Source organism: Caulobacter sp. DMC95, assembly GCF_056313785.1.
In genome coordinates this window covers 230,604-250,986 of record NZ_JBQUZP010000007.1, presented here as the reverse complement: position 1 = coordinate 250,986, position 20,383 = coordinate 230,604, and the positions used below count along the sequence as shown (strand labels likewise).

The 20,383-nt window shown below is 65.6% G+C and carries 21 protein-coding genes and 1 pseudogene; 9 read left to right on the top strand and 13 right to left on the bottom strand.

Annotated elements, in window-relative coordinates; genetic code table 11:
* The 3 genes and pseudogenes from ACT53N_RS16925 to ACT53N_RS16915 form a co-directional block, all read left to right on the top strand.
* Positions 1 to 190 (top strand): annotated as a pseudogene (locus ACT53N_RS16925) (hypothetical protein); the annotation flags it as partial.
* A 199-nt stretch (positions 191 to 389) separates the two neighbouring features.
* Entirely contained in the window at positions 390 to 653 is a 264-nt protein-coding gene (locus ACT53N_RS16920; protein WP_476064976.1) for a hypothetical protein, read from the top strand.
* Between the two features lie 55 nt (positions 654 to 708).
* Entirely contained in the window at positions 709 to 1,083 is a 375-nt protein-coding gene (locus ACT53N_RS16915; protein ID WP_476064975.1) for a retropepsin-like aspartic protease, read from the top strand.
* Between the two features lie 197 nt (positions 1,084 to 1,280).
* Here the strand turns inward: ACT53N_RS16915 and ACT53N_RS16910 are convergent, their stop codons facing one another.
* The 8 genes from ACT53N_RS16910 to ACT53N_RS16875 all read right to left on the bottom strand — a co-directional run bounded on the left by ACT53N_RS16910 (position 1,281) and on the right by ACT53N_RS16875 (position 9,059).
* Positions 1,281 to 2,852, bottom strand: coding sequence for a glycoside hydrolase family 43 protein (locus ACT53N_RS16910; RefSeq protein ID WP_476064974.1), 1,572 nt, complete (start codon positions 2,850 to 2,852; stop codon positions 1,281 to 1,283).
* 17 nt (positions 2,853 to 2,869) lie between these two features.
* Entirely contained in the window at positions 2,870 to 3,526 is a 657-nt protein-coding gene (locus ACT53N_RS16905) for a glutathione S-transferase family protein (protein WP_476064973.1), read from the bottom strand.
* Between the two features lie 140 nt (positions 3,527 to 3,666).
* On the bottom strand, positions 3,667 to 3,996 hold the full coding sequence (locus tag ACT53N_RS16900; RefSeq protein WP_310212509.1) for a hypothetical protein: 330 nt from the start codon (positions 3,994 to 3,996) through the stop codon (positions 3,667 to 3,669).
* Between the two features lie 111 nt (positions 3,997 to 4,107).
* Positions 4,108 to 4,863 (bottom strand): FadR/GntR family transcriptional regulator, encoded by a 756-nt coding sequence (locus ACT53N_RS16895; protein WP_476064972.1) that lies wholly within the window; start codon positions 4,861 to 4,863, stop codon positions 4,108 to 4,110.
* Positions 4,864 to 4,894: 31 nt separating this feature from the next.
* A complete protein-coding gene (locus ACT53N_RS16890) occupies positions 4,895 to 6,082 on the bottom strand; it encodes a glycoside hydrolase family 88/105 protein (RefSeq protein ID WP_476064971.1) in 1,188 nt (395 codons plus the stop codon).
* Between the two features lie 12 nt (positions 6,083 to 6,094).
* A complete protein-coding gene (gene kduI / locus ACT53N_RS16885) occupies positions 6,095 to 6,943 on the bottom strand; it encodes a 5-dehydro-4-deoxy-D-glucuronate isomerase (protein WP_476064970.1) in 849 nt (282 codons plus the stop codon).
* A 259-nt stretch (positions 6,944 to 7,202) separates the two neighbouring features.
* Positions 7,203 to 7,985: a FadR/GntR family transcriptional regulator gene (locus ACT53N_RS16880; RefSeq protein WP_181242804.1), complete on the bottom strand. Its 783-nt coding sequence runs from the start codon at positions 7,983 to 7,985 to the stop codon at positions 7,203 to 7,205.
* A 345-nt stretch (positions 7,986 to 8,330) separates the two neighbouring features.
* Positions 8,331 to 9,059, bottom strand: coding sequence for a glutathione S-transferase family protein (locus tag ACT53N_RS16875; protein WP_476064969.1), 729 nt, complete (start codon positions 9,057 to 9,059; stop codon positions 8,331 to 8,333).
* A gap of 93 nt (positions 9,060 to 9,152) precedes the next feature.
* Here ACT53N_RS16875 and ACT53N_RS16870 point away from each other — a divergent pair, with 93 nt between their 5' ends.
* Complete coding sequence (locus ACT53N_RS16870; protein ID WP_476064968.1) at positions 9,153 to 9,881, top strand: helix-turn-helix transcriptional regulator; 729 nt, start codon at positions 9,153 to 9,155, stop codon at positions 9,879 to 9,881.
* On the opposite strand, the gene ACT53N_RS16865 is transcribed toward ACT53N_RS16870, so the two are convergent.
* The 3 genes from ACT53N_RS16865 to ACT53N_RS16855 all read right to left on the bottom strand — a co-directional run bounded on the left by ACT53N_RS16865 (position 9,869) and on the right by ACT53N_RS16855 (position 13,016).
* Positions 9,869 to 10,864: an alpha/beta hydrolase gene (locus ACT53N_RS16865; protein ID WP_476064967.1), complete on the bottom strand. Its 996-nt coding sequence runs from the start codon at positions 10,862 to 10,864 to the stop codon at positions 9,869 to 9,871. The two genes, ACT53N_RS16870 and ACT53N_RS16865, sit on opposite strands and share 13 nt — an antisense overlap.
* 61 nt (positions 10,865 to 10,925) lie before the next feature.
* The gene (locus ACT53N_RS16860; RefSeq protein WP_476064966.1) at positions 10,926 to 11,732 is read right to left on the bottom strand and encodes a TrmH family RNA methyltransferase; all 807 of its coding nucleotides are present in this window, start codon (positions 11,730 to 11,732) and stop codon (positions 10,926 to 10,928) included.
* Between the two features lie 27 nt (positions 11,733 to 11,759).
* Complete coding sequence (locus tag ACT53N_RS16855; protein WP_476064965.1) at positions 11,760 to 13,016, bottom strand: MFS transporter; 1,257 nt, start codon at positions 13,014 to 13,016, stop codon at positions 11,760 to 11,762.
* A 166-nt stretch (positions 13,017 to 13,182) separates the two neighbouring features.
* Here ACT53N_RS16855 and ACT53N_RS16850 point away from each other — a divergent pair, with 166 nt between their 5' ends.
* Positions 13,183 to 14,235 carry a LacI family DNA-binding transcriptional regulator gene (locus ACT53N_RS16850; protein ID WP_476064964.1) on the top strand — a complete coding sequence of 351 codons (1,053 nt, stop codon included), beginning with the start codon at positions 13,183 to 13,185 and terminating at the stop codon, positions 14,233 to 14,235.
* Positions 14,236 to 14,278: 43 nt separating this feature from the next.
* On the opposite strand, the gene ACT53N_RS16845 is transcribed toward ACT53N_RS16850, so the two are convergent.
* Complete coding sequence (locus tag ACT53N_RS16845; RefSeq protein WP_476064963.1) at positions 14,279 to 15,823, bottom strand: methyl-accepting chemotaxis protein; 1,545 nt, start codon at positions 15,821 to 15,823, stop codon at positions 14,279 to 14,281.
* A 214-nt stretch (positions 15,824 to 16,037) separates the two neighbouring features.
* On the opposite strand from ACT53N_RS16845, the gene ACT53N_RS16840 reads away from it, so the two are divergent.
* Genes ACT53N_RS16840 through ACT53N_RS16825 form a run of 4 tightly spaced genes read left to right on the top strand, consistent with a single transcriptional unit; the run spans position 16,038 to position 19,571 of the window.
* Positions 16,038 to 17,153, top strand: a complete 1,116-nt coding sequence (locus ACT53N_RS16840) for an ABC transporter permease (RefSeq protein ID WP_476064962.1) — start codon at positions 16,038 to 16,040, stop codon at positions 17,151 to 17,153.
* The gene (locus tag ACT53N_RS16835; protein WP_476064961.1) at positions 17,150 to 17,986 is read left to right on the top strand and encodes an ABC transporter ATP-binding protein; all 837 of its coding nucleotides are present in this window, start codon (positions 17,150 to 17,152) and stop codon (positions 17,984 to 17,986) included. Before ACT53N_RS16840 ends, ACT53N_RS16835 begins: the two co-directional genes overlap by 4 nt.
* Positions 17,986 to 18,924: an MlaD family protein gene (locus ACT53N_RS16830; RefSeq protein WP_476064960.1), complete on the top strand. Its 939-nt coding sequence runs from the start codon at positions 17,986 to 17,988 to the stop codon at positions 18,922 to 18,924. The genes ACT53N_RS16835 and ACT53N_RS16830 overlap by 1 nt, the downstream gene beginning before the upstream one ends.
* Positions 18,921 to 19,571: an ABC-type transport auxiliary lipoprotein family protein gene (locus ACT53N_RS16825; protein WP_476064959.1), complete on the top strand. Its 651-nt coding sequence runs from the start codon at positions 18,921 to 18,923 to the stop codon at positions 19,569 to 19,571. The genes ACT53N_RS16830 and ACT53N_RS16825 overlap by 4 nt, the downstream gene beginning before the upstream one ends.
* Here ACT53N_RS16825 and ACT53N_RS16820 read toward each other — a convergent pair.
* Complete coding sequence (locus ACT53N_RS16820; protein ID WP_476064958.1) at positions 19,568 to 20,332, bottom strand: NUDIX hydrolase; 765 nt, start codon at positions 20,330 to 20,332, stop codon at positions 19,568 to 19,570. The two genes, ACT53N_RS16825 and ACT53N_RS16820, sit on opposite strands and share 4 nt — an antisense overlap.
* Between the last annotated feature and the right edge of the window lie 51 nt (positions 20,333 to 20,383).

The window sequence follows — 20,383 nt, the reverse complement described above, 5'->3', positions numbered from 1 at the left end:
TTGCCACCCACCAACACCAAGGCTCAAATCAACCCAGGACTCTCGTTATCGCTGGATGAGAAACGGGGGTCACGTCAGCATCTGGGATGCGGCCGGGTACACCGGCATGACCGCGACCATGATCGAGAAGAACTACGGCCACCATCGGCCGGATCACCAAAGCAGCGCTCGCTCGGCGCTCGAACGTTAAAGCTCGTCCCTACGAAATTAGCAGCTTGCCTGGTTAGGCCTGTAGGCAAAGTTGCGATCGTGAGCTAAGCGCGTGCACAAATTGGTTAACAATGGTTAACCCCCATTTTTGCGACTCGTGGGAATGTTGCGCGTTGTCACCGTAGTTGATTGGCAATGCGAACCGTTCAGTGGTCCATAGGGTCACAGGGGACCTAACGATGACCGTTCTTAGAGACGACATCGCCGCATTCGAGTCGATGCGTGCTGAGCTTGAGAGCTGCAACCAGAAAAAATGGGTGCTGATCTATAACGCCAAGCTCGAGGGCCTCTTCGATCGATTTGAGGAAGCTGCGGAGGTGGCCGTCGACCGTTTTGGTTCTGGCGCTTGCCTGATCCGCCAGCTTGGCGCTCCGGCTGCGATCCAACTGCCGGGTGGTATGATCTTCACGCCGTCACATGCCCTCAGCCCAAGCAGGCTTTAAAAACGGGACGGCGACGCAGTCGCCTGCAGACCTGTTGGTTCAACTGGGGCCGACAGTGTACGTCGACATTGGCATGCGGTCGCTCTCTCCGGCCGGCGCCACGCCAGATCTTCCCAAGAAGCGCATCAAGGCGCTGATCGATACAGGCGCGGGGGGAGACTGCATCGATGACGACCTTGCAAGATCGCTGGGCCTACCAATCCACGACGAGGGCGAGATTAGCGGCGTTGGTGGTCGTCATTGGGCATACATTTATACGGCCCGACTCTACGTCCCATCCCTTGAGAAGCTGTTGTTTCAGCCCTTCACGGGGGTCAAGCTTCAGAAAGGTGACCAATGGCATGGCGTGATCCTGGGCCGCTCCTTCCTGCGCCAATACAAATTGGCCTATAACGGCGCAGACGGCAGCGTCTCGATAGATCCGGCTTAGGCTGCGCGTCGCTCGCCTGCCCCCCAGCTGCCCCCCAGCATGCCCCCCGATTACCGTGAACAGAACGGGAAGACCTTGAACGCGAATTCCTTATAGCGTAAGGATTTTGACAAATCCCCCGCTCGTTCACACCGAGGGGGTCACAGGTTCAATCCCTGTCGCATCCACCATTTCCCCCCGGAAACTCGAAATCACACCTAGGGTAGGCTCAGGGTGAAGCTGTCGATGTCCAGCCGCCCTTTCCCGCCTTGGGGATTGTAGCAGAACAGGCCGTACTGCTCGCCCTGGAAGGTGCCCGTCCTCCAATCGAACGCCAGCGGGAAATCACCCGGGAATGTCGACCAGGCCTTGCCGTCGACGCTGTAGCTCAGCGCGCTCTTGTCCGTGGTGAAGTCCATGGACACCGCCAGCCAGAGATCGGTCAACGCCACCGGACGGGGTTGGGAGAGCGAGAGGGTCTTCGAGCCCTGAGCCGTGCTCTCGATCAACCGGGCGCTCACCTCGCCCTGGCCCTCAGGCGTTCGTGTAACGACCAACTGGGCTGAAAACTTGCCGAACGACCCAAGACCGCACTGATCGCCGACAGCCAGCCCTCGAAGGTCCAGCTTTGCGACGCCGCGACTGCGGGGTCCCTGCCCCTTTTGAACGAGCGTATTGCGGGCCGTCCAGAACGCGTCGCTGGTCGTCGCCCTCAAGCGCATGAACCCCGGCCGCTCGATCAGCGACCAGCGGTTGTCGTCAGGGTTGTGGTTCCACTGCCATTGGCGACCCAGCACAGCGCCCGAGAAATCATCGGAGCTCGGCGGCTCCCTGAACGGATGGCCCGGTATCGGCTTGGCGGCGCTTGCGGGGACCCGGCCGGGGGCCTCGGGGGTACCCCACACCGGCCAGTCATCCTGCCAGAAGACGGGGCTGATGTTCGTGACACGGCCCACGGCGCCGGCGTCCAGCATGACGAAGCCGTACCAGCCGCCGCCCGGCAGATCGACGAGCGCGCCCTGATGGCCGCCTGAGGTGTCGTCGATCTGGGGCCGTGTCTCCCACGGGCCGGTCAGGCTTTTCGCGCGTGAGACCGTCAGGCCAAGGCGTGATGGAATGGCGTTGAACAGATAATACCAGTCGCCGCGCCGGATCAGCTTGGAGCCCTCGGCGCCCTTGTTGAAATGCACCTCGCGGGCGTCGACCACGGCGGTGAGATCGTCGTTGAGGCTGAGCAGCGTAATCGTGCCGTCCGAGCCGATCGCGGTGACGATGTAGGCCTTGCCATCGATGTCGAAGAACAGGCCCGGATCGAAAGCTTCGCGGTCAAGCTCGCGCATGGTCCATGGACCAGTGATCTTGGCGGCTGAATAGATCCGCGTATGGCCGCCGACCGGCGTCACAGCGATGTAGAACCGGCCCTTGTGATAGCGCAGGCTGGGGGCGTAGACCCCATGACGGTAGTCACCGCCCTTCTCCAGGTCGTACTTCGGGTTGCCCGTCAAACGGGGCATAACATGGCTGGCGATGTCCCAGTTCACCAGGTCCTTGGAGTGCAGAAGCACCAGGCCTGGCGTGTTCACGAACGTCGTCGAGGCGAAGTAGAAGTCCTCGCCCACCCGAATGATGTCAGGGTCCGGATAGTCGGCGTTGAGCGGCGGATTGGCGTAGGTCCCGCGCCCAGAGTCCGAGCGCCAGACCTGCGCGACGCTGGCCGGGGCTGCTGCGACGATCGTCAAGCCCAAGGCGCCGCACGACAGCCCTCGCAGGGCCGCTCGAAACCTAGTCATCTTCCCGATCCCCACCTTCACGCGCCGTCCCTGGCCACCGCATCGAATACGGCCTTTTGGGCCAAGAAGGCGCGTTGAAACGCTGGCCGAGCTTCACCGCGCGCGACATAGGCCTGGACGGTCGGATAGGTCTCTAGAAGGCCCGAGCCGTGCAACCTGCGCAACACCGCGACCATCATAAGGTCACCGGCGCTGAACCCGCTGTCCAACCAGTCGCCGCCCGCCAGATGCGCGGACAGATCTGCAAGCCGGACCTTAACCCTGGTGTCGAGAAGGCCCCGCCGGGCTTCGAACCACGGCTGATCGCGCTCCAGCAGGCTCGCCATGGAGCGCTCGACGATCGGCGGTTCGATGGTGCTTACAGCCGCAAACATCCAGGTGATTGCGCGTGCTCGCGCGGCCGGGTCCGGGGGCAGCAGGCCCGGCCGCTGCGCGGCCACATGCATGACGATCGCACCGGACTCGAAGAGCGCGCCTGCAGCGTCTTCATAGGTCGGAATCTGGCCGAACGGTTGACGCGCCCTGTGCTCAGGGGACTTCAACTCATCGAAAGTGACGAGGCGAACGTCGTAGGCGAGCCCCACCTCTTCCAGCGCCCAGCGCACCGCCATGTCGCGTGCAAGGCCGCGGCCACGATCCGGTGAAGTTTTGAACGCGGTGATGGTGGGGCGCATGTCGAAGCTCCGGGCCGCTGCCGTCCAAGGACGCTCAAGCCCGCCGAACGCCGACACAACCTCTACAATCTGCCAATCGGTTTGGGTCGCTCGACCGACCTGACTGGATGCTTTTGCAGATCGCCAGACGCGGTTGGGCGCTAAACCCCGCTGACAATCGCCTCACGCAGGCGGGCGGCGACGTCGCCCAGCGTGATGGCGTTCAGCGAGTCGTTCACCTCGAGAACGCCCTGCCCGTGCTGTTGAGACAGGTTACCCGCGAAATCGGTCAGCGCCGTGATGTGCTGCGCCAGCAAATCCACCGTATGCAGTTCTTGCATGACCGAAAGACGATGCTCGTCCGGCACGACCTCAAGGATCTTGCCAAGCGCCACGTCCAGATGCCCGCAGGCGACAGCGGCGAACGACATCTCCGCAGAGATCGCTTTCAAAACCACCTCGACGCTCGCCGGCGCCAACTTATCCGACATCTCATCCCCCTGATTCCTTGCCGCGAGGTCAGCATGCGCAGGGCTTCAACCGCAAGGCCTTGATTTGTGCGACGAAATGGCGCGGCCCAGAACAACCCTGAAAAATCAACGCTAGATAGCAGTCCGACGCAGAAGCGCCTCTCTCCGGTCGGCCATCTCGCGGCGCGTGCGCTCCAGCGCGTCCCGCTCGGCCATGGAGAGCAGAACCTCGACCGTGCGGTTCAAATGATCGTGGATCGCACGACGCGCATCCTTGGGGTCGCGGGCTCGCAGCGCCTCGACGATGCGACGATGGTCGTCCGCAAACGCGTTCGGCGCGGCGAGCCGGACGCGCCGCAAGGCTTTGGCGCAATCGGAAAACTGCCGGCGCAGGATCCAGATTTCCTCCACCGCCGCCACGATCGCCGCGTTGCGGGTGGCGTGGGCGACCGCGAGGTGGAAGTCGTGCTCCACCCGCTCGCCGTCTTCGCCCCCGGCGAGGCGGGCGATCTCACGGGCCATGCGCTCCAACGCCGCGACCTGCTCGTCGTCGACGGCCGCCGCCGCCAAGGCGCAAGCCTCTCCTTCGAAGAGACGCCGCGCTTCGGTCAGCTCGAGGGCCGAGACCTCGGCGTCCGACGGGTCCTTCTCCACCTCGCCGCGCGCGGTGACATAGACGCCGGAGCCCTGGCGCGCCTCCACCAGCCCCTGGAACTCCAAGGCGATCATGGCGTCGCGGATCGTGGGCCGACTGACGCCAAAAGAATCCGCCAGTCCCCGCTCAGACGGCAGCCGATCGCCGGGCGCGTAGCGCCCCTCGGCGATCGACGCGGCGATGGACCGAGCCACCTGCTGGTACAGCTTCTGGGGGTCGGGCGCGCCGCTCATCCAGCCTCGCTTGGGATTCTATGATCCCATACTAGCGATTGGCCTGACCTTTGTAAGCTGGCGCCAGGCGACGCACCTCGCTGGCCGCCAGCAAAAAGGCCCCCACGCCATAGAGCTGCGTATCGTCGCGGCCCACTTGATCAGGCGCCACGCCCACCCGCTGCACCCAGCCCAGACGCCCGTCCGGTTCCACAGCCGCCTCCAGCGCCTTCCAGCCCTTGTCGATGACGGGAGCATATTTCGCACGGGGCAGCACGCCGTGGTTCACGCCCCAGGCCAAGCCGTAGACGAAGAACCCCGTGCCGCTGGTCTCCGGCGTCCTCTGCGGTTCGAGCAATGACACCGGCCAATAGCCTTGTTCGCCCTGCAAAGGCGCGATCTTGGCCGCCATCTGGCGGAAGACAGCCTCATAGCGCGGGCGGCTTGGATGGTTGGCGGGCAGGTCCTGCAGAATCCGCGCGATCCCCGCGAACGCCCAGCCGTTGCCGCGTCCCCAGAAGATCTTGCGCCCCTCCGCATCGCGACGCGCGATGAAGCGGCTGTCGCGGAAGTAAAGGTGGTCGGTCTCGTCGAACAGGTAGTCGTGGGTCGCCCAGAATTCGCGATCGGCGTGCGCCAGGTAACGCTTGTCACCCGTCGCCTTGGACAGAGCCGTCCAGACCGGCGGCGCCATGAAGATCGCGTCGCTCCAGCACCAGCGCGCCTGGCAGTAGGGGTCGCCCTTGGCGGGCTTGGGCTCGAAGTCCAGGGACACCGTCGAGGGATTGGCCAGCACCGCTTCAAAGCGGCCCTTGGTCGGGTTGAGCTTGGAGGGGTCTTTCGTACGGTTCGCCGCCCAGATCCACACCGCGCCTATGGCGTCGGCGTCCGCATGGCGGGGGCGATGGTCAAAGCCCCATTGCTGGGCCTCGCCGTGCGCGAGGGCCGCACGGGTCAGGTAAGGGTCCTGGGTCGCGTCGGCGAAGGTGTAGAGACCGATATAGAAGGCCGCCTGCACCCAGTCGCGAGGCGCTTCGGTGTCCTTCCGAAACGACGTCACTGGCACGTAGTCGAAGTTGTCCATATGGGCCAACTGCCAGGCGGCCACCTTGCGCGCGGCGACGTCCACCGAGTCGGCGGAGGCGCGCGCCGGCGACGCTTCCGGCGCGGCGGCGGCCTGCGCCCCGGCGCTGGCGACCAGAGCGGCGACAAGCGCCGCCCTCAAAAACTTGAAGGTCATCTTGGGCCTCCCCTACGCGCACGCGCCCAGATCAGACACGGCCAGAACGTCCATGTCGTCGAACTCGAGGTTCTCGCCGCCCATGGACCAGACAAAACTGTAACTCGCGGTCCCGACGCCGCTGTGGATCGACCAGCTGGGCGAGAACACAGCCTCGCCGTCGTCCATGAACACCGCGCGCGGCTCTGATGGTTCGCCCATCAGATGCATCACGCGTCCAGGCGCGGCGTCGAAGTACATGTAGATTTCGCTCCGCCGCCGGTGAGTGTGCGGCGGCATGGTGTTCCACACGCTGCCGGCCTCCAGTTCGGTGAAGCCCATCACCAACTGACAGCTGTCGACCACACCGGGTCGGATCGACTGGCGGATGACCCGACGATTGGCGCTCTTGGCTTCCCCTGTGACGATGGTGCGGGCCTCATCCCGACGAACGCTGCGGCTCGGGTAGCGCGCATGGGCGGGATAGCTGACGAAATAGAACCGGGCCGGACGGCCGATGTCCTCGCTCTCGAAGCTGACCGCCTCAACGCCGCGTCCGATGTATAGGGAATCGTGGCGGGACAGCTGGAACCGTTCGCCATCCAGCACCACCGAACCGGGCTCGCCGATATTGATCACCCCGACTTCGCGGCGCTCACAGAAGAACTTCGACGCCAGCTCAGGGTGCGTGGGCAGCGCCAGCGGCATTGTCGTCGGGACGGCCGAGCCGACCACCGCGCGTTCGACCTCCAGATAGCTGAGCCGCAGCGCGCCAGCCTCGAACAGGTTCGCGATGACGAAGGCGTCGCGAAGCTCTCCGGCCGTCATGCGCCCCATGCCAGCCCTGTCGGTGCTCTCGCGATAGTCCATGTCGACGCCCACCGACCTCCCCGCCGCACGTCCGCCTCAGCGGGGCGGCTTCTAAATTGACATTACCAATTTAGACAACCAGCCGTAAAGCGGTATGTCAACTTTCAGCACGTGATCAGCCGAAACGCGTTAACCGACGACGCCCTTCACCCGTATTTCGCATTTTTATCAGAGAGATAGTCAGCATCTAGGGGCGGACTGGCAGGTCCGCTTTTGGCCAGGCCAGCTGGAATGCTTCGGAAAGCTAGTGCGCCTGGAGACCGGCGCGTCGCTACTTCGCCGCGCTCGCGGCGCGGAGAGCGATCTCCTCGCGCTTGGCGGCGAGGCTTTCTCGGGTGCGCTCGATCGCCTCGAGTTCAGCGGTGAGCAGAAGATTCTCGATGAGGCCGCCCAGATGCGCCTGCATCGCCGCGCGGGCGGCCTTGGGATCCCGGGTTCGAAGCGCCTCGATGATTTCCTGGTGCTCGTCCCGGAGCGGACGCTTGCGGACCAGACGCGCCTTCTCCAGCATCTGCATGCAGAGCCGCGAACGGTAGCGCAGGTCCCAGGTGCTCTCGACGACCCTCACCACGGCCGTGTTGCGCGTGGCCTGGGCGATCGTGATGTGGAACTGGCGGTCGGCCAGTTCGCTCTGCTCCTTCGTCGAGGCCTCGCTGTTCATTTCAGTGACCAGGGTCTCAAGATAGGCCAACTCATCGTCGGTGATCAGCGTCGCGGCCAGGGCGGCTGCCTCGCCCTCGAACAGACGTCGCGCTTCGGCCTGCTCGAACGCCCCGATATCCAGGTCCTTCACGGGCGGCGGCGGCTGGTCGAGGCGCACATAGACGCCGGAGCCCTGCCGCGCCTCCAGAAGACCGCGCATCTCCAGGGCGATGATGGCGCGTCGGACAGTGGGGCGGCTCACCCCGAACTCGTCGGCGAGATCACGTTCAGAGGGCAACCGGTGCCCCGGCTGATAGACACCTTCGGCGATCGCGGCGCTGATCGACGCCGCCACCTGCTGATAGAGCCGGGTGGCGTCAGGAGACGAGGTGTCCAGCGAGAGGGTCGACATTGGAGCGGCCGCTAACAGACGCCCGAAACGGCGCAGTCCAACGACTAGCGCGCGCACGCCCCAGTCACAAGGCGCCCCGGTCAAAGTGGCCTTACCAAGAAGTCGAGGCGACCGGAGGGTAAGGACTCCGGTCGCCCTCGTCGTCCGCCCCGGGAGGAGGTGGGCGCAAGATACGCAGCGCCCTGGTCGACGAGCGCTCAGCCACCAGCGGTTCAAGCCGTGCGGCGGAGCCAACGCAAGTTAGCAAGATTGGCTAGGCAATCAATCTCAAAATGGCCTTACCAATAATCCCAACGCCGCAGAAAGTTGTACAGCCAATTTGTTAGCGCTCTCATGTGGAGTCGCTTAGGCAGCCTGCCTTAGCCCCCAGTCATGCGCCGGATAGTAACGCGCCATCATCCGCCCGACATAGGCGACCAGCCTCGGATAACTCTCGGCCTCACGCCGTAAGGGCGAGTCAAAGAACGGCGTCAGCACGGCCGCCAGCATCGCGAAGGCGGTGGCGTCCACGCCCACCGGGTGGCTGTCACGCATCAGGTAGGTCTTATCCTCCAGAAGCTCATCCAAGGCCCGCAACGATAAGCCGCCGAGCCATGCCACTTCATTTGGCAGGTGACGGCCCACGCCGACCGCTCGGATATTTGCGGCGACCGCCTGCTTGAGCGTCGCTCGGAGGTCGTCCCGAAGCTCCGCCGGCGCGCCGTCAAACCAACGGGCGGGCCCCTTGTTGAAGTTGGCGGGATCCATGAAGCGGAAATAGGCCGAAACCCACCCCAGCTGGTTCTCCAGCATTCGCTCGATGGCCCAGGCCTGCGCCCGCTCCTTGCCGCTCAAGCCGATATCAAGGTCGACGTCGTACTTCCGCTCGATGTGCACGCGGATGAAGGTGGAGTCGCCGATCGCTTGAGCCGCGTCTTCGATCCAGGGCAACTGCCCCTTCGGCGCCGTCTCGCGGCTGCCCGCCGCCTTACGATAGTCCAGACCCGCCATCATCAACTGGACCTCGGTCTTGGTCACATAGGGGCTGATCTCGGGCAACCCGAACCCGGCTCCCGTGGCGAACAGCGTGATCATCGTCCCTCTCCATCCCGAATGTCGCGATGACGACTTGCTACCGCCAGCCTACTGCCAGCATGCTGTCAGCAACGATCCTGGATAGTGAAGCCCATGAGACGCGCCGAACGCCTTTTCCAGATCATCCAGATCCTGCGCCGCAGCCGCGCGCCGGTCACCGCCGACGCCATCGCCGCCGAGCTGGAGACGTCCAAGCGCAGCGTCTATCGCGACATCGCCGCCTTGGTGGGTCAGCGCGCGCCCATTCGGGGCGAGGCCGGGGTCGGCTATGTGCTGGAGGCGGGGTTCGACATGCCGCCGCTCATGCTGACGCCTGATGAGATCGAGGCGGCCGTGCTCGGCGCCCAGTGGGTGGCGGGGCGCGGCGACCCGGTCCTGGCCAAGGCCGCTCGCGACCTGACCAGCAAGATCGCCGCCGCCGTCCCTGATCGTCTACGCCCCTATGTGCTGGAGCCCGCCGCCGCCGCCGCGCCGGCGTGGAAGCCGCAGACCGATCGAATTGATGTGGCCCAGGTGCGCGCCTGGATCCATGCCGGCCGCAAGATCCGCCTGAACTACAGCGACGAGGCGGGCTCGATCAGCGAGCGGGTCATCTGGCCGGTCACGGTCGGCTATCGCGAGACGATCCGGATGATCATCGCCTGGTGCGAACTTCGCGCCGCGTTCCGGACCTTCCGCACCGATCGCGTGGTCGGCGCCGAGTTCATGGACGAACGCCACGGCAAGCGCCCCGCCGTGCTGCGAGCCGAGTGGCTGCGGTTCCGAGAAGCCGAGATCACCGCCTGGGAGGCCCGCGCCGCGAGCGACTGCTACACGCCGTGACGCTTGGCGAACGCCTCGAAGAGACCTGGCCAGGCGGCCACAGGCTTGCCCGAGACGAAGCGCAAGCCGAACCCATGGCCGCCCTCTTCGAAGATGTGCATCTCGGTGGGCACGCCTTTGGCCTTCAGCGCTGCGAACATCAGCAACGAGTTCTCGACCGGAACCGACTTGTCGTCGGCTGCGTGCAACTGGAACACCGGCGAAAGCCCTGCGCGGACCTGCTTCTCGGGGGAGAGTTCAATCGCTCGCTCGGGCGTGTCGCGCTGCGTGAGGAGTTGCTTGCGAGATCCGCCATGGGCGGCCGTCGGGTCCAGCGTGATCACCGGATAGATCAGCGCCGAAAGGTTAGGCTTGGTCGGCAAACCGTCGGCAGCGTCCATGGCCGGGTAGGTCTCGACATCGAAGCGCGTGGTTAGGTTCGCCGCAAGATGTCCGCCGGCCGAGAAGCCCATGATGGCGACCCGGTCAGCCGAGAACCTCATGCCCTCGGCTCTGGCGCGGATCAGGCGGATCGCGCGTTGGGCGTCCTGCAGCGGCGCATCGCCGCCAGAGGCCCAGCCATCGCCCGGCATACGGTAGAAGAGAACAAAGCAGGTGTAGCCACGCGCGGCGAGCCACCGCGCGGTCTCATAGCCTTCCTTGTCCAGCACGACCCGCTCGTAGCCGCCGCCAGGGATCAGCATCACGGCCGCGCCGTTCGGGGTCTTCGGCCGAAACACCACCAGTTTGGGGGCGCGCGTGTGAACCTGGGCCCGATCCCTCAAGCCCTTCGGATCGCCCCGCTCAACGATCGCCTCTTCGACGCTCACGCTGTCGCCGCCCGGCGCCCCATGCGGCCAAAGCACGATCGCCTCGGTCGGATCCGGCGGCGTGATCGCTGGATTGTCCATCTTCGCCGCCCTCGCCTCGCCCGCCGCCAAGGAACCCAGCACGCTCGAAACAAAAGCGCTCAGAGCGCCGCGCCGGTTCAACATGGAAGCCAAGACCTACTCGTTGTCGTTGGCGGACCCTAAAACCCCCAGCGCGGGTTTGGAAACCGGTTTCCTAGCCTTTCGCGAAACGCAGGTGATGCAGAACGATGCCGCTGGTCGTAGCGACGTTCAGCGAGTCGAAGCCATTGGCCATCGGAATGCCGATCCGACGCGCGCGCGCCATGACCTCCGGCGTGAGGCCGGGCCCCTCGGCGCCGAGCAGCACCGCAGTCCGGGGCGCCGGCTCGAGCGCTGCGAGAATCTCATCCGCCGCCGGACTCAAGGCCAGTCCCTCGAAGCCGGTGGCCTCGAGCAGGTCCGCGATCGAGTCGGTCCGCGTCAGCCGCGCCGTCGGGACGGACAGGACCGCACCGACCGACACCCGGATCGCCTTGCGGTACAGCGGATCGCAGCAGTCGGCGTCGAGGATCACCGCATCGGCGCCAAACGCCGCCGCGTTCCGATAGATGCCCCCGATATTGTCGTGATTGGCGATACCGCAGAGGAGCAACGCCACGGCCCGCGCCGGCAGGCTCGCCAGCAGATCACGCGCGTTCAGCGCCGGCGGCTTGCGACCCAGCGCCAGAATCCCGCGATGCAGGTGGAAGCCGGCGATCGAGTCCAGCACCGCCTGCTCGGCCAAGTGCACAGGCGTGTCACTCGGCAAGCCCGCGAGGACCACCTCGAGCTTGTCGAGGCGCTTGGGATCAATCAGCAGAGCGACCACGCGCTCGGGCGCGTCGCGGACAAAGGCGCGAAGCACGGTCTCGCCCTCGGCGATGAACAGCCCTTCGCGACCGACGAGGTCACGCTCCTTGATCGCGCGGAACGGAGCGACGGCGGGATCGTCCGGGTGCGAGACACGATGAAACTGGGGCAAGGCGGGCTCTGAAAACGAAGCGGGCGGTCAGCGCACCCCTCGTATCGGCAGGATCGCCAGTCCGCCAGCCAGGGCCAGGCCGCTGGCCACTAGGAAGAACATCCGGAAATCGCCGTGCGTGGGGCCAAGGCTCCATACCGCGAGCGCGGGCGCCAACGCCTGCGGCAGCGTATTGGCGAGATTGATCACGCCCAGATCCTTGCCCGCATCCCGCTGCGACGGCAGCACCTGGGTCACCAGCGCGATATCGACGGCGGAGAAGCAACCTACCCCGCAGCCATAGACGATGAACGCGGCCACCAACACCGGCCAGTCCGGGGACATTGAGAAGACGATCAGCGACAGCGCCACCGTCAGGGCCGCACCGAACGCGAACAGCTTTCGCCGACGAAGGCGATCAGAGAGCACCCCGCCCAGCATCGCGCACGCCACGTTGAAGACGGTCGAGACCGTCGCCAGGATCGCCAGCCCCTCCTCCGCCCGGCGTCCGGGAAACAGGTGCGGATAGTCGACCTCGTCCTTCAGGAAGTAGAGCATGTAGCTCTGTACGAGACTGAAAGCGACGAGCACCAGAAAGCGCCCGAGCCAGGCGAAAGCGAAGTCCGGATGCCTGCGCGGGCTGACCCAGAGACCCGACACGAAGGCCCGCAGATTGAACGGCGGCACCTCGCTGGCTGGCAATGGTGGGTCACGGAGCCGGATCACGAACGGGGCGAGGCCCAGTAACAGGGCTGCGGCTATGGTGGCGTAGCGGTAGCTCTCGGTGACGAGCAGCCCTCCGACCACCACAGCGCCCACCGCAGTCCCGATCGGATTGCCCAGGCTCAGAAACGCCGCGACCAAGCCCTTCTGGGTGTCTGGCACGCGGTCAGGCATCACCGCCATCAGCGCCGAGAAACAGAGGTTGAACGCCACCTGGAACAGGATCACGCCGCCGATCAGCTCGAGCGGCGTTTCGGCGTGCATGATGGCCAGGTAGGCCAACGACGCGCCGATGGCGCCGATCACCATCCAGGGCCGTCGACGTCCAAAACGCGAGGTGGTGCGATCACTGATCGCCCCGGCCAGCAGGTTGGCGATACTGGCCGCTATGGCCCCGTAGAAGGCGACCTGAGCAAGCACCACCGCCTTGCCGCCAGGATCGATGGCCTCAGCCTTGAGAGGGAGAAGAACCTGAAGCAGCGGCTGGAACGATACGAACGCCGCAATTTGCGCGACGGTGTAAGCGGCGATGAAATTCGCGCGCACCGGCTCTCTGGGCCGCGCCCCGTCGTCAGACCGCATCTCACCTCCCCGCGCGATCTGTCGCCGCGCCTGCCCCCACACTGGCCGCGCAAACGGCCAGATACAAGGCCTGGGAGCGCTTTCAATCGAGGCGTTTCCTTCCTTCGCCCAGACGCACTAGTTTGTGTGTCATGGGCATGAGTCTCAAGGAAGTCGGGGCCAACGAATGGGTTCGGTGACGATCTACGACGTCGCCGCGAAGGCGGGCGTCTCGATCAAGACCGTTTCGCGCGTGATGAACAACGAGCCGAATGTTCGGCCCGTCATGCGCGAACGCGTGCTCGCGGCTGCGGGCGAGCTGGGATACAGCCCAAACCTGTCGGCGAGAAGCCTCGCCGGCTCAAGGTCCTTTGTCATCGCCGTGTTCGTCGACGCGGCTCTGACGATCGACCACTGGCAGAGCGAGCGTGGCGCCGACTATCTGAGCCGCATCCAGCTGGGCGCGACCCTGGTCTGCCGCGACGCTGGCTATCACCTCCTGATCGAGCTGATCGACCATGAAGGTCCGCAAGTCCGGCAGGAGGTCGCTGCGCTGCTGGCCGCCTTGAAACCGGACGGCGTGATCCTGACCCCGCCCTCCTCCGACAACGCCGTCGTGCTCGAACTGCTGGACAAGGCCCGCACGCCCTATGTCCGTGTCGGGCCTGAACGCGCGGAGGGCCTGGGTCCTCGCGTGCACATGGATGACGTGGCCGCCGCCCGCGAAATGACGGATCATCTGATCAGCCTCGGGCACAAGCGCATCGGCTTCATAGTCGGCGAGCCACGCTACGGGGCCAGCCAGGCCCGGCGCGACGGTTATCTGGAGGCCATGCGAGCGAAGGGTCTTCCCGTCGGGGAAAACTGGGTCCGACAGGGCGACTTCACGTTCCAGTCGGGTCTCGAGCAGGCCAAGGCCCTGCTGGCGCTTCCCGAGCGTCCGACCGCCATCTTCGCCAGCAATGACGATATGGCGCTGGGCTGCATCGCCGCCATCGCCGAGGCCGGGCTGATGACGCCCGGGGATGTGTCGGTCGCAGGCTTCGACGACAGTCCAAGCTCAAGGTTCAGTCGCCCCCAACTGACGACCGTGCGTCAACCCGTCGCCGAAATGTCGTCGGTCGCCGCGAAGCTGCTGATCGAGCAGTCGCGGAGCGGGGGGCCGCCTGAACGTCCGGTGGACGAGCTGCTGCCCTTCACCCTGATCCACCGCGCCTCGACAGCCCCGCCGCCGAGGTAAGGCGGCCCACCGGACGGTTAGGCGATGTGAGAGACGCTCGGGCCTAGCGCCCGGGCCGCGCGAAAGCTGCGACCCGCGCGCGCGCCGCATGCACAGGGTTTTCGACAACCTTTTCCTGGTGGATCGGCTGCGAACGCGTCCCAAGGCGGAAGGCCCCGACGCGGTTCGACAGGTCGGCCGCCTCGACGCGGAGCGCATGCGTGGCGTCAGTCGATTGAGAGACCATGGCTGCGTTGCGCTGGGTGACCTGGTCCAGTTGGTTCACGGCCGCGTTGACCTGGCCCAGAGCCGTGGCCTGTTCGCTCGCCGAAGCGGCGATGGCGTTGACCAGCTCATCGATGCCGCCGACCTTTTCGTGGATGCCACGCAGGGCCTCACCCGTCTGACCGACCAGATCGACGCCCTCGCTGACCTGACGGCTGCTTTGAGTGATCAGGGACTTGATGTCGCTGGCCGCCTGCGCCGAGCGTTGAGCCAGCGCCCGCACTTCCTGCGCGACCACCGCAAAGCCCTTGCCCGAGTCGCCGGCCCTGGCGGCTTCTACCCCGGCGTTGAGAGCCAGCAAATTGGTCTGGAAGGCGATCTCGTCGATCATCCCCAGGATCTGATTCACCTGCTGCGACTGCGCCTCGATCTTGGTCATCGCCTCGGCGGCCCGGGTGACGATGTCGCCGGACCGTTCCACTTCTGCGGAGGCTTCGCTGACACGCGACGAGACTTCGCGCGCCCCCTTGGCGGTCTTGCCCACCGCGCTGGTCAGTTGCTCGACGGCGGCTGCGGTCTGCTCCAGCGTAGCGGCTTGCTGCTCGGTGCGCTGAGACAGGTCCTCGGCGCTGTGGGCGATGCCGTCGGCGCCGGCGCGAATGCCGCCCGCCGCGCGTTCGACCGCGCTCATGGCCTCGGTCAAGGCGCCAGTCGCCCGCTCGAAATCAACCTTCAGGCTCTGGAACTCCGGAGCCAGATCCCCCTCGACCCGGGCGGACAAGTCGCCTGCGGCCAGACGCGCAAGCGCCTCGCCGACGGCCTTGACCGCCGACGCCTGACGATGCTCGACCGCTTCGCGCTCACGCTCCAGCGCTTCGCGCTCTTCCAGCAGGACGTCGATGTACGTCGACACCGAAATATCCATGTCGAGGAACGCAGCCTTGATCAGCGCCGAAAGCCCATCCGCCAGCTCGGCGTCAGACTTGGCGCTGTTAAACAGCCCCTTGGCGCGCTTGGCCACAAGGGCCCGCATCATCTCCTCGACGACCAGGGCGTAGCCGCCGATGTACCATTGCGGAGCGATGTCGGCGTCGGCGTGCGCGCGGCCGATACGCTCGACGTCGCGAACGTACCCCTCGCCGTAGTCGGCTTGCGCAATACGACGCCAGTGAGCGGCCTGGGCGCGCTCGGCGCCGGCCATGTGGCCATCGTCACGGAACTTCACCCGCGTGTCGGGGAAAAGCCGAACCTGGCTATAGAACTTGCCCAGCGCGGCCCCGATCTCCGCGTCGATCACCGGCTTGATCGCTCGCAGGTTGGCGCGAGACCGCTCGTCAAAGCGCATGAAGGCCATGCGCTGATCAAGCTTGGCGTTGGCGCTCATGCCAGGGGGCTCCGACTCGCTGGTAAGGATTGGTTGACCATGTTGGTGAACGGAATCTGTTAACCAAGATTGAAGTTCGGAGCGATGCGCCCCGAGGCCGCACCGTCCGGCAATCTTCGCCATAATGAGAACCAAGCTGCGCCTTGGCGCGTTTTGGACTTGTCAGGTCCTTGCGAGGGCCTGGATATAACCGGGACTGAACCCCAAGGACTTCATGGCGCTTCCTGCGGATTTCACCTTGACCGAAGAGGACGCAGGCTCGGTCGCCGTCCTGACGGGAGATTGGACCGCGCGGGGCCTGTTCGACGCGGGGCCGCGCTTGGCCGAAGCGCTCGACGGCCGGGCTGATTTGCGGCTGGACCTGACGGGCGTGAACCGGTGCGACACCGCCGGCGCCTACGCCATCCTGCGCGCGGCGGGCGAGCGCCTCGACGCCGAGAACGTGACCGCCCGCAGGCAGGTGCTGCGGCTTCTGGAGCTGGTCGGCGCGGCGATCCAGGTCGAACCTCAACGGACGGTGCGGCCCGGGGGGTTCTACGCCCTCTTGGAACGGATCGGTCGCGGGGTCTTCGGCCTCTTCGCGGACGGCTATGGAACGCTGGTGTTTCTGGGCCACCTCCTGGTGGCGCTTGGCCGCAGCGCGGTCTCGCCTCGGCGGATCCGGTGGGCGCCGATCGTAGCGCTCTGCGAGCGCGCCGGCCTCGACGCCATGCCGATCGTGGCGACAACCACCTTCTTCATCGGCGCTGTGGTCGCGTTGCTCGGCGCGAACATGCTGACCGACTTTGGCGCCCAGGTTTACGCGGTCGAGCTGATCGGCATCTCGGTGATGCGGGAGTTCAATATCCTGATCACCGCGATCCTGCTGGCCGGCCGGTCAGCCTCGAGCTTCGCCGCCGAGATTGGCTCGATGAAGATGAACCAGGAAATCGACGCCATGCAGGTCATGGGGGTCGATCCCTATGAGGCGCTCGTGCTGCCAAGGTTCGCCGCGCTGCTTCTGACTATTCCGCTCCTGACCTTCGTGGCCACCATCGCCGGGTTGGCGGGCGGCATTCTCGTCGTCTGGAGCGTGCTGGACCTCTCCCCCACGTTCTTCCTCCAGCGGATCGTGGACTATGTCGGCGCCACGCACTTCTGGATCGGCCTGTCCAAGGCGCCCGTGATGGCCATGGTGATCGCCGCGATCGGCTGCCGTCAGGGCATGGAGGTTGGCAAGGACGTCGAGTCTCTCGGGCGACGTGTAACGGCCTCGGTGGTCCACGCCATCTTCGCGATCATCCTGATCGATGCGGTCTTCGCCCTGATCTACATGGAGCTGGACATATGACCGGCCCCACGCCCCTCCCCCCACCCGGCGAGGCGCCGGATACGGACAAATACCCGATCGACATTCGCGGCCTGGTCACACGGTTCGGCGACAACGTCATCCATGACGGCTTGGACCTGAAGGTCGAGCAGGGTGAAATACTGGGCGTCGTCGGTGGCTCCGGCTCGGGCAAATCGGTCTTGCTCAACACCATCATCGGCCTGAAGACGCCGGATGACGGCCATGTCCGGCTCTTTGGCGGCGACATGCGCAGCGCGTCCCGCCGACGTTGGTCGTCGGTCGAACGTCGATGGGGCGTGCTCTTCCAGCAGGGCGCGCTGTTCTCGAACCTGACGGTGCGCGAGAACGTCGCCGCGCCGCTGTACGAACATACGCGCCTGCCGCGCGGCGAGGTCGAGGCGATCGCGGACCTCAAGATCGCGATGGTGGGCCTGCCCGCCCGTGCGGCGACCTTGAAACCCGCTGAACTGTCGGGCGGCATGCGAAAGCGCGCAGGTCTGGCGCGCGCCCTGGCCATGGACCCGGAACTGCTGTTCCTGGACGAGCCCACCGCCGGCCTCGACCCCATCGGCGCCCAGGCGTTCGACGCCCTGATCAAGGATCTCTCGGACAGTCTTGAGCTGACCGTCTTCATGATCACCCACGACCTGGACAGCCTCTACACGATCACCGACCGAGTGGCGGTTCTGGCGGACAAGAAGGTGGTGACCGTGGCGCCGGTTCGCGAGCTCGAGCGTTCAGAACACCCCTGGATCAAACAATACTTCCTGGGCCCCCGAGGGCGCGCCGCTGCGGCCGCCGAGGAACTGGCCGAGTCGAGGACCGACTACTGATGGAAAGAAACGCCAACTACGCCCTGGTCGGGGCCATCTCGCTGGCGCTCTTCATGGGCCTGGTGATCTTCGCCGTCTGGCTGGCCAAGCTGAGCTTCAACCGCGACTACGACCTGTACGACATCCTGTTCGTCGGTCCGGTACGCGGCCTCTCCCAAGGGGGCGAAGTGCATTTCAACGGCATCAAGGTCGGTGAAGTCACCCGAATCGAGCTCGACAAGACCGACACCAACCGCGTGATCGCCCGGGTGCGCGTGACCTCGGACGTGCCGATTAAGGTGGACAGCTACGCAACGCTGGAGCCGCAAGGCATCACCGGCGTGAACTATGTGCAGATCACGGCCGGCTCGCCGAACAAGGAGCTGCTGAAAGACACGGTGAAGAACGGCAAGGTGCCGGTGTTGCGGACCCAGCGCAGCGCGCTCTCCGACCTTCTGGAGGGCGGCGGCACGGTGCTGACCCGAACCATCGAGGCGCTTGATCGCGTCAATCGGGTCTTGTCGGATCGGAACATCAAGAGCTTCGGCGCGACGATGACCAACGTCCAGGCCGTGACTCAGGAAATGCGCGATCGCAAGGCGATCATCGCTGACGCCCAGAAGGCGCTGCAGAGCATCGACCAGACGGCGCAGTCGATCACCGAACTGTCCAACAGCGCCAACACCCTGGTCGAGGGTGACGCCAAGCGCACCCTGACGGAACTGGGCGACGCGGCCGCCGAGCTGAAGGCCGCCGCCAAGGACGCCCGTGGCATGGTCTCCAAGCTGGAGGGCCCCACGAGCGACTTCGCCACCACCGGCTTGCCACAGCTGTCGTCCGCCATCGTCACCCTGCAGTCGGCCGCAGAATCTCTGGATCGTCTGGTCGGCGAGGTCGAACAGAACCCCCGCGGCGTTGTCGGCAAGGCGCCCGCCAAGGAAGTGGAGGTGAAGCCGTGAACCCGATGAACCGCAAGACCCTGCGCGCGCTCGCCCAGATCGCGACCGCCACCGCCCTCGCCGTCAGCTTATCGGCCTGCATCAGCGTCTTCCCGAAGAGCAAGCCGGTGGGCCTCTATCGGTTCGGCGACGCGGAAGTCAGTGCGCAGAAGGGGCCGGCGGGCGCGATGTTCGGCGTACTGAAGTCGCCGACCGTGTTCACCCGCGCGGCGGCCGGTGATCGCCTGTTGACGATCACCCAGGGCGAGGTGGCCTATATCGCCGATGCGCGCTGGGTCTCGCCGGCCTTCGTTCTTTTCGAAGAGGCTGTCGCCAACGCGTTTCAAAGCGATCCTGGCCGTGCGCGCTTGATTGGCCGGGGCGAGATCGCCAAGGCCGACCTCGTGCTGCGCCTGGAGGTCAGAGCCTTTGAGGCCCAGTACCTCAACGGGCCCAAGGCCGCGCCGGAGGTGGTGGTGCGGGTGCGTGGCGTGCTGAACAACAGTCAGGACCGCGCTCTGGTCGGCGACCAGATCTTCGAGGCTCGCGTCAAGGCGGCGGACAATCGTATCTCGGCGATCGTTCCAGCCTATGATCAAGCCACCGCGAAAGTCCTCGGCGAGGTCGTGGCGTGGGTTAACGCTGCGGGTCCCGCCACCCGGAACTAGAGGGCGTCCAGGGGCTCGGTCACGGCGCCATAGCCCGCGTCCTCAGGAATACGCAGGACGGCCCCGTCGACCCAGGGCTCGACGGTCACTAGAGGACGGGTGGTCGAGCGCGCCACGGCGTCCGAGGGGTCCGGGCTCTCGGCGAGCAACTGCAGGTTCATCCTTGTAGGGAAGATCACCTTGCGTTCGCCCGAGGCCGCCAACTCCAACGCCTTGGCCGGCGCGATCCACTCGGCGTCCACCGCTTCGTGGCCATCACAGATCGCCTGCTGCGCCAAGGGCGCATGCGCGACGTAGAACCAGGTGTCGAACCGCTTTAGCATCAGCTTGGGCGTGATCCAGCGCGCAAAGATCGTCAAGGCCGACAGGTCGAGCTTGAGACCCAGGTCCTCGACCACGTCGATAAAGGCAACCTTGTCCTCGGCGACCGCGGCGCGGATGTCCTTGGCCGCTTCGCCGGCATAGAACGCGCCGTCGCGATCACGGGCCAGAAGAATGCCCGCCTCTTCGTAGGCCTCACGCAACGCCGCAATCCGCAAGGCAGCGCCGTCCTCGTCAGCGACGTCGAAGCCGATCGCCAGGTCGCGCCAGCGCGGATCGCTGTCGCCTTGGTGGCTCTTGCCGCCCGGGAAAACCAGCGCGCCCGCCGCGAAGTCGATCTGGTGGTGGCGCTTGACCATCAAGACCTCGAACGTCGGCGCGTCTCGAAGCAGCAGTATGGTCGCGGCGGGTCGGATCGGACTTAGGGATGACTCAGGCATGGCGGCAAGTCTGGCGCCCACAGCGGTGCTTGCCCAGACCCCTTTCGAACA

Coding starts and splice junctions, on each gene's coding strand:
- ACT53N_RS16855 (WP_476064965.1), bottom strand. CDS start 13,016: ATGCGGTCTGACGACGGGGCGCGGCCCAGAGAGCCGGTGCGCGCGAAT.
- ACT53N_RS16840 (WP_476064962.1), top strand. CDS start 16,038: ATGGCGCTTCCTGCGGATTTCACCTTGACCGAAGAGGACGCAGGCTCG.
- ACT53N_RS16880 (WP_181242804.1), bottom strand. CDS start 7,985: ATGTCGACCCTCTCGCTGGACACCTCGTCTCCTGACGCCACCCGGCTC.
- ACT53N_RS16845 (WP_476064963.1), bottom strand. CDS start 15,823: ATGAGCGCCAACGCCAAGCTTGATCAGCGCATGGCCTTCATGCGCTTT.
- ACT53N_RS16830 (WP_476064960.1), top strand. CDS start 17,986: ATGGAAAGAAACGCCAACTACGCCCTGGTCGGGGCCATCTCGCTGGCG.
- ACT53N_RS16895 (WP_476064972.1), bottom strand. CDS start 4,863: ATGAGCGGCGCGCCCGACCCCCAGAAGCTGTACCAGCAGGTGGCTCGG.
- ACT53N_RS16820 (WP_476064958.1), bottom strand. CDS start 20,332: ATGCCTGAGTCATCCCTAAGTCCGATCCGACCCGCCGCGACCATACTG.
- ACT53N_RS16920 (WP_476064976.1), top strand. CDS start 390: ATGACCGTTCTTAGAGACGACATCGCCGCATTCGAGTCGATGCGTGCT.
- ACT53N_RS16870 (WP_476064968.1), top strand. CDS start 9,153: ATGAGACGCGCCGAACGCCTTTTCCAGATCATCCAGATCCTGCGCCGC.
- ACT53N_RS16905 (WP_476064973.1), bottom strand. CDS start 3,526: ATGCGCCCCACCATCACCGCGTTCAAAACTTCACCGGATCGTGGCCGC.
- ACT53N_RS16910 (WP_476064974.1), bottom strand. CDS start 2,852: ATGACTAGGTTTCGAGCGGCCCTGCGAGGGCTGTCGTGCGGCGCCTTG.
- ACT53N_RS16900 (WP_310212509.1), bottom strand. CDS start 3,996: ATGTCGGATAAGTTGGCGCCGGCGAGCGTCGAGGTGGTTTTGAAAGCG.
- ACT53N_RS16850 (WP_476064964.1), top strand. CDS start 13,183: ATGGGTTCGGTGACGATCTACGACGTCGCCGCGAAGGCGGGCGTCTCG.
- ACT53N_RS16890 (WP_476064971.1), bottom strand. CDS start 6,082: ATGACCTTCAAGTTTTTGAGGGCGGCGCTTGTCGCCGCTCTGGTCGCC.
- ACT53N_RS16835 (WP_476064961.1), top strand. CDS start 17,150: ATGACCGGCCCCACGCCCCTCCCCCCACCCGGCGAGGCGCCGGATACG.
- ACT53N_RS16875 (WP_476064969.1), bottom strand. CDS start 9,059: ATGATCACGCTGTTCGCCACGGGAGCCGGGTTCGGGTTGCCCGAGATC.